The sequence below is a fragment of the Staphylococcus lugdunensis genome, from assembly GCF_002901705.1.
Lineage (GTDB): Bacteria > Bacillota > Bacilli > Staphylococcales > Staphylococcaceae > Staphylococcus > Staphylococcus lugdunensis.
Window position 1 is genome coordinate 61,864 of record NZ_PPPV01000012.1, and the last position, 12,318, is coordinate 74,181.

A 12,318-nucleotide genomic window follows, 5' to 3' on the forward strand; every position below is an offset into this window, starting at 1 on the left:
ACACATATCCGATAGTTGATTGTTTATTAAATTACATATAAACAACAAAACTTATTAATATGTTTATTTAAAAGGAAAATAGACAAAATATGACAAGACATTAATTTATATTTGTGCTATTTTAGGTTTGAAATAGCGCTATCTAAGAAATTCATCGCTGTGTTTTAATGATAAATTCATAAGATTTATAGAAAGAAGGAAATGTTTATGAATAAAAGTGAAAAAATAATTGATATTCATCATCATATTATTCCTCCACTGTATAAAAAGTCACTCAAGAAAATTGGTATAACAATGTCTGGTGGGTATCCAATAAAAGATTGGACTCCTCAGGATAGTCTTGACATGATGGATAAATTGCATATCGACATAGCTGTAACTTCAATTTCAGAGCCAGCAACTTTACCATTTTCAAGAAAACAAGCAGCAAAGGTAGCACGTGCAGTTAATGAATATCAAGCAGAATTAAAACAACAATATCCAGATAAATTTAAGAGTTTTGCCCTGATTCCTTTGCCATTTGTTAAAGAGTCAATTAAAGAAATTAAATATGCATTAGATGTCTTAAAATTAGACGGTGTAGGCTTACTATCAAATTACAATGAATCCTTTTTAGGCGATGATTGTTTTGATGATGTAATGCGCGTAATCAATGATAGAAAGGGCATAGTATTTGTGCATCCAAGTTCATCACCTAAGCAATTTAAAAAGCCACAATATGTATTTGCCGATTTTCTTGAGGAATTTACATTTAATACCACTAGAGCGGCTACGAATTTGATTTTAAGTGGTACAGTGGAACGCTATTCAAATATTAAATTTATACTTGCTCATTCTGGAGGTACGCTGCCATATATTAATTGGCGTATTAGTGAAGCAGTAAACACCGAAAAATATATTATGGAAGCACCTGCACAACGTTTAAAATCCTTTATAACAAGTAGTAAAAAAGAAATTGTTAAATCGATTCTACAACATCCTATTCAATATGGACACTTGTTTAAAACATATAAGCATGCACTTTCTGGTTGGTCATCATTAACAAAGCCAGCAAATTACTATATTGGTCAATTTTATTATGATACAGCATTATCAACTGGAGAATCGACTTTTGCTAGTTTAAAAGAAGTAACCGATATTTCTCATATTTTATTTGGTTCAGATGCGCATTATGCACCAGATAGTTGGATTGCTAAAATGCAAAAAAACATTAGTGAATCTCACTATTTTTCAGAGCAAGATAAGGTGAATATCTTCAATGTAAATAGCTCTCGCATACTTTAAAAATAAGATTGTTTCGTATGATTTAATAAACCTCGCTAAAATATGATGATGAGTTCGCTTATGTATAAGAATAAAAATAAGATTTACGTATCTGCCAATGAGAATTTTAACTTAAATTCAGCAAGACATGACAAAAATGTTATTAAATCAAATATTAGTTTTAGACATGCTCGAAGTCAAACAAGCGTTAATATTTGTCCACATGGCATTAAATATAGGAAAATGGTAGCTTATTCAATTGGCAAAATCATTTCGTTTAAAGAAAAAAAGGGCGGAACAGAATTCATTTAGAATTCGTTGTTCCGCCTCGGCAAGGTTGACTAGAATTGAAAAAAGCTTAGTATAATCGTATTTTTAATCTAGTCAACTACTGCCAATATTTAGTTCATAGCTTGAAACATAATGATGTCCTGTACGTTTTATTAATGTAGTTAGAGAACTTTATCTCTCAACTTATTATTTTATATTTTAAGACATACCCAATTATTGTAATCCTGCAGCACTGCCGCCTGATTGAGCTTGTTGTTGTTGCTTGATTTTATCTGGGTTTAAAATTTGATCCTCAACTACTTTTTTAAGATCTCGATCTTTATAATCAACTTTGTATTGATCTAGTAAATCTTTATAAGCATCTGTTAATAACTTAGGATTTTTTTGAACTTTTTGTTCTATCATTTTTTCTTTTATATTAGCTTTCTCACTATTGAAATCTGATTCTTTATCAGCTTTAATAATATGATAGCCATAATCAGTTTTGATAACTTTAGAAACTTTTCCTTCTTTTAAGTCAAATAATGCTTTTTCGAATTCATCAACCATTTGACCTTTAATGACATATCCTAGAGAACCATCTTTTTTGGCACTTGAAGAATCCATTGATTCTTTTTTCGCAATTTCACCGAATTTACTTGGATCCTTTTCAACTTGCTTTTGAATTTCTTCAGCTTTTTCTTTTGCTTTTTTATCAGATAAGCCTTCTTTATCACTATCTTTAGATTTAACTTTTATTAAAATGTGAGATGCTTTTTTAGAATTATCTTTTACATCTTTATCAGAAACTTTAATTTTATCTGCCAGTAATTGTTTTTGATAGGCAGCTAATTTTTTCTGTTGTTTATAATCGTCTAGTGACATTCCTTGTTGCTTTAATGTACTTTCAAATTGATCTTTACCACCATATTTTTTTTGTTCTTGTTTAATTTCATCGTCTATATCTTTTGTATCAACCTTATCTTTATATTTATCTTCTAATATTTTATTTAACATTATACTAAATGAAGTGTTAGCGATTTGTTCATTACCAATTTTTTTCATAACGTCAGCAACTTTGACGTCACCAGCTTTTGATGACATGAGGGTGTTGTCTTTTGAGTCTGCAGCATTTGAACCACAAGCACCAAGTAATAATGCACTTGCAGTAACTGGAATAATAATTCTATTCATAATCTTCATAGTCGAATTCTCCTTTGGTTAATATAACAAAGTTAATATAACACACTTTTTAAGCAGGACCAATTAACTTTGTGCCAGATAGGACCAAAGTACTAGGTGTATATTGACTACATTATTAATTTTTATGCGGTTATTAAAATGATGTAAGGGTGCGAAATATACTTTAGAATGATAGGTAAGCTCAATACAAAAAGAAGGAAGTATGATTTCTAGAAAAAAGCCAGTAAATGCGTTTTTGTAACTTCATTTACCGGCTTCTTTAGCGACTATACTTTGTATCATTGGTTATGCTAATTTATTTGATAGAATTTAAAGTATATTATTTAACATATTTATTAGTAGCTTTAGTTAAAATATTAATCCCAGACTGATGTTCTTCAATATAATTGCCATAATTTGAAAATAAAATGAGTTTTAAATATAAAAAATCAGTAATGGAATAACCAAAATTTAAAGCAATTAAAAAAACAAAATAGTGACCAAATTCAGGGTGACTCATAATTAATCGAATAAAAATACCAGTTATGATAATAAAAGGTAATAATAAATTTAAACAAAAATAATATTTATTAATGGGTTGACTAACATATATATTGAAAAAAGGTAACCATCTGGATTTAGAAAGTTGATGGATTTTAAATGATTTGTAGTACGATATAAAAAACAGTAAATGAATACATTTATGAATAGGGTATAATGCAATAACAGCACATAACAATATTGGAAAATAATGATTGGAAAGAGGCGTATTAGAGAAATAATACATAATTTCATAACAAATTAAAAACATGATAATGGTAGAGACAAAGCTTAAAAATGCAATTCTTGGTAATCCAAATCTTGAATGAATATCTATTTGTCTCTTACATAAAAACATTAGTCTGCCTCCTTTATCATATGTCATGTATTATCTATCTAAAGTTAGGCTTAGTCAAGTAGTAGTGTAGTGAAATGGAGTATAAATTAAATGACACTTAATTAGTGATTTAAATTCGGAATTCAGTTTGTAAATAATTGAAATAAAAAGGGAGCGGGACAGAATTCATAATGAATTCTTAGTCCCGCCCCGGCAAGGTTGACTAGGATTGAAAAAAGCTTGGTATTAGCGTATTCTCAATCCAGTCAACTAATGCCAATATAGAACTCAGAGCCTAAAATATAATTATGTTCCAAACGCGTATAAATTAAACATAACTATTTATTAATTTTTATCACTTGATAATTCTTCGCTTATTTGTTGACCGCGATTTTGTAAATTTTCAATATGCGATTGTAACTGTTCAATATTTGGATTAATATCTGCTTTAAAGTTACCAATTAAAGATTTAATTTCATCACCAATTGAAGAAGCATAAGCAGTGCTTTCATTTTTTATTTGCTTCGTATAGTCTATCACATTGTAGACATTATGCTTTAAATTTTCAATTTCACGTTCCAACTCAGAATTTGTACCTGTAGGCTCTTTCGCATCAATCGTTGCATTTTTTACGCTTTGATTGTCACGGTTGAGAAATGTAACAGCTACGCCGGCAGCTATTCCAACACCTAGGCCAAATATTATACGTGTTGCTTTCATAAAATATGTCTCCTCGCTTTTTAATGAATTACTTAGTTTATACCCTGGAAGTCCGTGATGTATGCACTAACGTTAAAATTGAGACTGAATTTGCTTTGCAATATCTTCTTTAGCACGATCATCGATGAGGTCTTCATGAGTTTCCCAATGATAGCCGAAGCCATCGACATCATCTTTATATCTTGGTAATAGGTGGAAATGCAGATGAAAGACAGATTGGTCAGCAAACGCTCCATTATTTTGAATGATATTTAAACCATCAGGATTAAAAGCTTTCTTGATAGCATTTGCTACTTTAGGTAAGGCAACACCAATATGTTGCATTGTTTCAGCATCAGTTTCAAAAATATTAGCAGAAGCCTTTTTAGGAATGAGTAGCGTATGTCCCTTAGTTACTTGTGAAATATCTAAAAATGCATATACATAGTCATCTTCATAAACTTTATAGCTCGGAATATCTCCAGATAAAATTTTACTAAAAATTGTTTCTGACATTAAAATCCACTCCTTTAGTCGTACATTTGTTAATATTATATCATTCCTATCAAAATTTTTCGTCTTTAACATAGTTGTAATTTTAGGCTAGAATGATGATTTTTGGTACAATAGTTGCGTGGAGGTGCGATATGACAGTTAAAGTAGAGCATTTAACAGGTGGTTATGGAAAACGGCCTGTCATTTCAGATATAACTTTTGAATTGCAAAAAGGAGAAATTGTAGGTTTAATTGGCTTAAATGGTGCTGGTAAAAGTACTACGATTAAACACATGCTTGGTTTACTAACACCAATGCAAGGCGCATTATCAATTTCAAATACAAATATAAATGATGATATTGAATCATATAGACAAAAATTATCCTATATTCCTGAATCGCCCATTATTTATGAGGAATTAACTTTAAAAGAACATATTGAAATGACTGCAATGGCTTATGGCATATCGAATGAAGAAGCAATGAGACGTGCAGAACCATTATTAAAGTCATTCCGTCTTGAAAAAGAGTTAGACATTTTCCCTAGTCATTTTTCTAAAGGTATGAAGCAAAAAGTTATGATAATATGCGCTTTTATTGTTGATCCAGAATTATATATTATTGATGAACCATTTTTAGGTTTGGATCCTTTAGGTATTCAGTCTATGCTTGATTTGATGGTAGAAAAGAAAAAAGAAAATCGTACCGTGTTAATGAGTACGCATATATTAGCAACAGCAGAACGATATTGTGATCGATTTATTATTTTAGATAAAGGCAAAATTGTTGCATTTGGTAATTTAGATGAATTGCGAGAACAAACAGGTCTTCATCATCAAACATTAGATGAGATTTATATCCATGTTACTCAAGGTGGCCAATTAGAATGACCATAAAACCTGAAGTCGCTTTATTTAAACAGAGAAAAATCGCAATTCGCAAGGAAAAAAACTATTATAATAAATTTATATTCAATGGTCACTTTTCAGTTTTTCTATTAATTCTTTTAGGTGCTTTTATCATGGGGTATGGACAATGGTTACGCCATATACCACAACACATAGATTATGCACTGATTACAAGCATTATTGTTGCTATCACTTCTATTTTTCCAATTCGTACACTATTGAAACAAGCGGATGAATTATTTTTATTACCATTTGAACAGCACATGAAAACATATGTGCGTCTAAGTTTAAATTACAGTTTCTATAATCGTATAGCGTTGCAGTTAATCATTCTAGTGGTACTTTATCCATTATTTTCTAAATTACCACATTTTTCTATTTTAAATTATTTGATTTTTGTAGGAATGGTCTTTTTACATTCTTACTTAGGATTATATATACGCTGGCAATGGTACTTAGGTCAAAAATCATCTTGGACGATTAACACTCTTTTAGTCATAATTAATATTTTAGGCTATGAACTTGTGTTAGGATTAAATAATTATTTAGGGTTACTTCTTACTCTTTTAATAGTAGTTAGCTATATAGTTTTGAAAAAGCAAAATGCGGTATCTTTATTCCCTTGGGAGAGAATGATTCGTATTGAGCAACGTCATCATACTAATTATTATAAATTTGTTAATATGTTTACTGACGTTAAACATTTAAAAGAGACTGCCGTGCGTCGTAGATATCTTGATCCATTGTTGGTTACACCAAAAGCTACACGTTTCAATGCTAAAAATATGTATTTATTTCTATTTACACGGAGTTTTGTTAGAGGAAAAGATGCATTTAATATTATTTTACGATTAATTATTATCGCATTAATCTTAATGATATGGTTAGCGAATCCTTTTGTTACCATTGTCATCGGTTGCTTATTTATGTATATTACGTTGTTACAAATGTCTCAATTTTATACGCAACAAGCATATGGCTTATGGCCGCAAGTATGGCCAGTACCCGATACATTTGTAATCCGAGGATATGAACAGTTTCTTTATCGGTTAATGTTGGTGATTGGTTTGATCTTTTCAATCACCTTTGTGTATCTTTATCCGCAGTTTTTCTTCGGTATCATTGTCTTTTTCCTTGTAGGTTGGCTAACAATACGTAGCACTATTAAAAAATTAAAATACCAAGAAACATTATTAAGAGATTGAAAAAAAGCATTACTAAGTACATGGATAAACGTGATACTTAGCAATGCTTTTTTAATATTTTATTAATCTTTAACTGGATATAAATAACGCTCAAAGTAGCTAGAATGTTGACTACTTGCACCAAAAAATTGGCTTAATGCTGATTTAGAAAAATGTTGTTGAAACAATTCTGATGTTTTAAAATCTTCATACGATTGTCTATCGGCAAAACCAAAGTAAATTTTATAAGTAGTGCCTTCAACTGGCTTTAAAAAGCGATAACTTTTAAATCCTCCAAAAGATGAAAAATCTAATGTTAATTGAGCGAGTTTTTTCTCTAATTGATAAGCATAGTTTTCTGCAGTAGGGATAAAAATAGCAGAATAAAAATGGTTACTATTTAATTCATTATATGCTGTTATTGTCTCATACGTTGTTGGATGTTTTAAAATAGAAGGATTAGAAGACTCTTCGATAATAACTGAATTATCAGCAGTAGAGAATACAAATAATTGACGGTCTTCATTGTTAATTCTTATTTGATTTAGAAAGCCATATGTGCCATAAGTTGTATATATTTTCATGGTCAAAACCTCCTTATTGCCTTTATTATAAGCGTTTTGAGTGTAGATTGCTAGATGAATGAATGTATATACGTTACGTTCAATATTTATAGTGTATGTTAAAAATTGTGCTTTGTCATTTTTATGACATTTAAGCTCAAAAATATGGTAACAAACGACAATATGGTATTATTGAAAAGAATGATTTAAGTATAGGGGGACGTTTAGGTGCATAATAAAAATAATGCAATACTTAATACAATTAAGGGTGAAAAAGCAACACACACACCTGTATGGTTTATGCGCCAAGCTGGTCGTTCTCAACCAGAATATCGCAAATTAAAGGAAAAATATTCATTGTTTGAAATTACACATCAACCAGAACTATGTGCTTATGTTACACATTTACCAGTAGATAATTATCAAACAGATGCAGCTATATTATATAAAGATATCATGACACCGTTAAAGCCTATAGGTGTAGATGTTGAAATTAAGTCAGGTATAGGGCCGGTTATTCATAATCCGATCCAATCGGTTAATGATGTAGACAAATTAACACAGATTGATCCTAAAAGAGATGTTCCATATGTTCTTGATACAATTAAGTTGTTAACTCAAGAAAAATTAAATGTGCCACTGATAGGATTTACTGGGGCACCGTTCACGCTAGCTTCTTATATGATTGAAGGTGGGCCCTCAAAAAATTACACATTTACGAAAGCTATGATGTATCGAGATGAAGCAACTTGGTTTGCGCTAATGAATCATCTTGTATCTATTTCTATAGATTACGTTGTTGCGCAAGTTGAAGCAGGCGCTGAATTGATTCAAATTTTCGATTCATGGGTTGGGGCATTAAATGTACAGGATTATAAATACTACATCAAACCAGCAATGCAGAAATTAATATCTGGAATTAAAGAGAAACATGATGTGCCCATTATACTTTTCGGAGTAGGTGCGAGCCATTTGATTGACGAATGGAATGACTTGCCGATTGATGTTTTAGGTTTAGATTGGAGAATATCTATTATACAAGCTCAGAGCATGGGTATAAGTAAAACATTACAAGGTAATTTAGATCCAGCATTATTATTAGCTCCATGGCCTGTGATTGAAGAAAGACTTAAAAATATTTTGGATCAAGGATTGATGTATGGTAAGCATATTTTCAATTTAGGTCATGGTGTATTTCCAGAAGTAAACCCGGATACATTAAAACGCGTTAGTCAATTTGTTCATGACTACACAAAAAGATAAATATATTCAACAAAGGTAGGTATTAAAATGTCTAAAAAAGTAGGTCTATTGGTAATGGCTTATGGTACACCTAATGATGAAAGTGAAATTGAAGATTATTACACTGATATTCGCCATGGTAAACGCCCAAGTGATGCTGAACTTCAGGATTTAAAAGATAGATATGAATTTATAGGTGGCTTATCACCATTAGCAAAAACAACCAATAAACAAGCTGAAGCAATTAAAGAAGCATTAAATCTGGCATATCAAAATGTTGACTTTGAAGTCTATCTTGGATTAAAACATATATCACCATATATTGAAGAGGCTGTTGAACAAATGCATCAAGATGGGATAACTGAAGCGGTAACAGTCGTATTGGCGCCTCATTATTCTAGTTTTTCAGTAGGATCATATAATCAAAGAGCAAAAGAAGAAGCTGATAAATTTAATATTCAATTACATCACGTAGAACATTATTATCAGCAACCTAAATTTTTACAATATTGGACTGAAAAAATTAATGAAACTTTAGCCAATATTCCAGAAAGCGAACATGATGATACTGTGCTTGTAGTATCTGCACATAGTTTACCTAAAGGACTGATTGAGCGCAATAATGATCCTTATCCTCAAGAATTAACTGATACGATGAATCAATTACAAATACAATCTGCTATTCAACATGTGGCACAAGGGTGGCAATCAGAAGGGAACACGGGTACACCTTGGCTTGGACCAGATGTGCAAGACTTAACACGTGAATTATATGAAGCACATCACTATAAACATTTTATTTACGCACCAGTTGGTTTTGTTTGTGAACATTTAGAAGTTTTATACGATAATGATTACGAATGTAAAGTTGTATGTGATGACATTGGTGCAACATATCATCGTCCGGTAATGCCGAACGTGGATCCATTATTTATTGGTGCCATTGTTGATGAAATTCAATCAATATTTTAAAAGGAAGCGTGAAATGCAGTGAGCAAAAAAATTGCGATAGTTGGAGCGGGAATTACTGGATTATCAAGTGCATATTATTTAAATAAGCAAGACGCCGATTTAGATATCACTGTTTTTGAAGCAGCAAATCGTCCTGGGGGGAAAATTCAAACCTATCGTCAAGATGGTTATACGATTGAGCTGGGTCCTGAATCATATTTAGGACGCAAAACAATAATGACAGATATCGCACATGAAATCGGGCTTGGACAAGACTTAATTACTAACAGAACAGGGAAGTCTTATATTTTTGCCAAGAATAAGTTATACCCAATTCCTGGTGGGGCAATTATGGGGATTCCAACAGATATAAAACCATTTATTAAGACAAAATTAATCTCTCCGTTGGGCAAACTACGTGCAGGTTTAGATTTATTTAAAAAACCAATTATCATGCCAAATAACGATATTTCAGTCGGCCAGTTTTTTAGACAGCGTTTAGGAGATGAAGTACTTGAACATCTTATTGAACCATTAATTGGCGGAATTTATGGTACAGATATAGATCGATTAAGTCTAATGAGTACATTTCCTGAATTTAAAGAGCGGGAAGAACAATATGGCAGTTTAATTAAAGGTATGAAATATGAAAAAGAGCAACGTATCAAGAAAAGAGAATTATATCCTGGATCGCCCAAAGGACAATTTAAACAATTTAGACATGGTTTGAGTTCGTTTATTGAAGCATTGGCTGATTTTATTAAACAAAAAGGCGTAAAAATTGAATACCATACACCTATTAAAGATATTTTAGTGTCACAAAAAAGTTATCAACTTATTACAGAAGAAAATAAAGTTGATTTTGATGCAATTATTGTGACTACACCTCATCAGACCTTCATGAACTGGTTTAGTCATGATCCGGCATTTGATTACTTTAAGCATATGGATGCTACATCAGTAGCTACAATTGTCATGGCCTTTGATGAGTCCAATATTGAAAATACCTATGATGGAACTGGATTTGTAATAGCTAGAACCAGTGACACGCACATTACGGCTTGTACATGGACCTCAAAAAAATGGCCTTTCACTACGCCAGAAGGCAAAGTGTTAATACGTGCTTACATTGGAAAACCTGGTGATACAGTAGTAGCTGACCATACCGATGATGAGTTAGTGTCAATGGCACGGAAAGATTTGACAAAAATGATGACATTTAAAGGAGAACCAGATTTTACAATTGTTAATCGTTTAGAAAAAAGTATGCCACAGTACCATGTTGGACATATAAAAAATATTCATGAAATTCAATCGCATATTAAACGAACATACCCGAGATTGCGTATTACCGGTGCACCATTTGAAGCAGTAGGACTTCCAGACTGCATATCACAAGCGAAAAAAGCTGCTGATGAAATATATCATGAATTATAAACAAATCTCAACCACTTATAAGAGTAGATCGTGCCCTTTGAGTGGTTTTGATTTACAATAAACCTAATTAATATGAAAGAAGGGGAAATGTTATGACAGATGTTATTATCATCCATTCAATTCATGGAAATGCAAAAAATCATTGGTATGAATGGTTAAAACATAACTTAACTTTAGAAGGTTATTATGTTCAATTGTTTAATTTACATTCATCTGACAATACGAATATTAATAATTGGCTAACTGAAATGAATGCCCAGTTAGAAGTTAGACAAAAAGATACATACTTTGTCACACATGGATTCGGTTCAATCGCTGCATTAATATATATAGAGCAGCTTGATCAACAAATAGAAGGTTTCTTTAGTATTTCCGGATTTAAAGAAGATGCGCAAGACATTGATGAAAATATCAATTTAGAAGGTATTCATATTGATTACGAAAATGTAAAGTCAAAAGTAGATCACTTTTATGGCTTGACGTCTAAGGATGACAGATATGTTTCATATCAAGAAACAAAAAAACTTATGGATACATTAGGAGGCCATTTAAAAATTGTAGAACACGGTGGTCACTTTTTAGAAGAAGAGGGCTTTACTACATTTACAGCACTTCAAAACAAAATGCAAGGGTATATGACACGATAAATTGTCATAATGTTGGAAGAAGTGACTGTTTTGGTAATGATAAACTAAACGCTTTCTCACGAACTTAATTATACAGTTAGAAAAGTCACTTAGTATCAAAAGTTTCCCTTTTCTAACTGTGGTTTGTTTTTACACAAATTACTTCTGTTAATATATTGACTATTTTTAGGCTACTGTATATACTGATTAAGTACTTGAGAAAAACAGACTATTTTCTCAGTATGTCAAATCATTTTTAACCCTTAATAAAGTAAATGTAAAAATTTGCTAAAATTGATATTGACATTTACTAAGTGAAAATGATACCATATTTAAGTGGTCAAATTAGAGAAATTAATTTTTTATTGCCGCGGGATGGAGCAGTTCGGTAGCTCGTCGGGCTCATAACCCGAAGGTCGGTGGTTCAAATCCGCCTCCCGCAATACATAGCATTTAGTAGGTCTCGTAGTGTAGCGGTTAACACGCCTGCCTGTCACGCAGGAGATCGCGGGTTCGATTCCCGTCGAGACCGCCATTTTAAAATTATATATTGTAAGACTTATAATAATTGGAGGAATACCCAAGTCCGGCTGAAGGGATCGGTCTTGAAAACCGACAGGG

Annotated in this window: 13 protein-coding genes and 2 tRNA genes; 10 read left to right on the plus strand and 5 right to left on the minus strand. The window is 31.7% G+C overall.

Features of this window, described 5'->3' with window-relative positions:
• Window positions 1-207: 207 nt before the first annotated feature.
• Window positions 208-1,284, plus strand: a complete 1,077-nt coding sequence (locus tag CD041_RS01045) for an amidohydrolase family protein (protein WP_070648696.1) — start codon at window positions 208-210, stop codon at window positions 1,282-1,284.
• Window positions 1,285-1,344: 60 nt separating this feature from the next.
• The gene (locus CD041_RS01050) at window positions 1,345-1,575 is read left to right on the plus strand and encodes a hypothetical protein (RefSeq protein WP_070648697.1); all 231 of its coding nucleotides are present in this window, start codon (window positions 1,345-1,347) and stop codon (window positions 1,573-1,575) included.
• A 192-nt stretch (window positions 1,576-1,767) separates the two neighbouring features.
• Here CD041_RS01050 and prsA read toward each other — a convergent pair whose 3' ends face one another.
• The 4 genes from prsA to CD041_RS01070 form a co-directional block, all read right to left on the minus strand.
• On the minus strand, window positions 1,768-2,736 hold the full coding sequence (gene prsA / locus CD041_RS01055; RefSeq protein ID WP_002477986.1) for a peptidylprolyl isomerase PrsA: 969 nt from the start codon (window positions 2,734-2,736) through the stop codon (window positions 1,768-1,770).
• A 319-nt stretch (window positions 2,737-3,055) separates the two neighbouring features.
• Window positions 3,056-3,613: a DUF3267 domain-containing protein gene (locus CD041_RS01060; RefSeq protein WP_070648699.1), complete on the minus strand. Its 558-nt coding sequence runs from the start codon at window positions 3,611-3,613 to the stop codon at window positions 3,056-3,058.
• A 324-nt stretch (window positions 3,614-3,937) separates the two neighbouring features.
• Window positions 3,938-4,312, minus strand: a complete 375-nt coding sequence (locus CD041_RS01065; protein ID WP_002458774.1) for a YtxH domain-containing protein — start codon at window positions 4,310-4,312, stop codon at window positions 3,938-3,940.
• Between the two features lie 72 nt (window positions 4,313-4,384).
• A complete protein-coding gene (locus CD041_RS01070; RefSeq protein WP_002492637.1) occupies window positions 4,385-4,807 on the minus strand; it encodes an HIT family protein in 423 nt (140 codons plus the stop codon).
• Window positions 4,808-4,938: 131 nt separating this feature from the next.
• Between CD041_RS01070 and ecsA the strand changes: the two genes are divergently transcribed.
• Entirely contained in the window at window positions 4,939-5,676 is a 738-nt protein-coding gene (gene ecsA, locus CD041_RS01075) for an ABC transporter ATP-binding protein EcsA (RefSeq protein WP_002477990.1), read from the plus strand.
• Window positions 5,673-6,899 (plus strand): ABC transporter permease EcsB, encoded by a 1,227-nt coding sequence (ecsB, locus tag CD041_RS01080; protein WP_070648701.1) that lies wholly within the window; start codon window positions 5,673-5,675, stop codon window positions 6,897-6,899. Before ecsA ends, ecsB begins: the two co-directional genes overlap by 4 nt.
• Window positions 6,900-6,961: 62 nt before the next feature.
• Here the strand turns inward: ecsB and CD041_RS01085 are convergent, their stop codons facing one another.
• Window positions 6,962-7,462 carry a hypothetical protein gene (locus tag CD041_RS01085; protein WP_002458778.1) on the minus strand — a complete coding sequence of 167 codons (501 nt, stop codon included), beginning with the start codon at window positions 7,460-7,462 and terminating at the stop codon, window positions 6,962-6,964.
• Between the two features lie 207 nt (window positions 7,463-7,669).
• Here CD041_RS01085 and hemE point away from each other — a divergent pair, with 207 nt between their 5' ends.
• The 6 genes from hemE to CD041_RS01115 all read left to right on the plus strand — a co-directional run bounded on the left by hemE (window position 7,670) and on the right by CD041_RS01115 (window position 12,232).
• A complete protein-coding gene (gene hemE, locus CD041_RS01090) occupies window positions 7,670-8,704 on the plus strand; it encodes a uroporphyrinogen decarboxylase (RefSeq protein ID WP_002458779.1) in 1,035 nt (344 codons plus the stop codon).
• A gap of 27 nt (window positions 8,705-8,731) precedes the next feature.
• Window positions 8,732-9,655, plus strand: a complete 924-nt coding sequence (gene hemH / locus CD041_RS01095) for a ferrochelatase (RefSeq protein WP_037545557.1) — start codon at window positions 8,732-8,734, stop codon at window positions 9,653-9,655.
• Window positions 9,656-9,673: 18 nt separating this feature from the next.
• The gene (gene hemY, locus CD041_RS01100) at window positions 9,674-11,071 is read left to right on the plus strand and encodes a protoporphyrinogen oxidase (RefSeq protein WP_002492626.1); all 1,398 of its coding nucleotides are present in this window, start codon (window positions 9,674-9,676) and stop codon (window positions 11,069-11,071) included.
• Window positions 11,072-11,163: 92 nt separating this feature from the next.
• Complete coding sequence (locus CD041_RS01105; RefSeq protein WP_070648703.1) at window positions 11,164-11,718, plus strand: RBBP9/YdeN family alpha/beta hydrolase; 555 nt, start codon at window positions 11,164-11,166, stop codon at window positions 11,716-11,718.
• A 348-nt stretch (window positions 11,719-12,066) separates the two neighbouring features.
• Window positions 12,067-12,140: transfer RNA gene (locus CD041_RS01110), tRNA-Met, on the plus strand.
• Window positions 12,141-12,156: 16 nt separating this feature from the next.
• Window positions 12,157-12,232: transfer RNA gene (locus tag CD041_RS01115), tRNA-Asp, on the plus strand.
• Window positions 12,233-12,318: the final 86 nt, after the last annotated feature.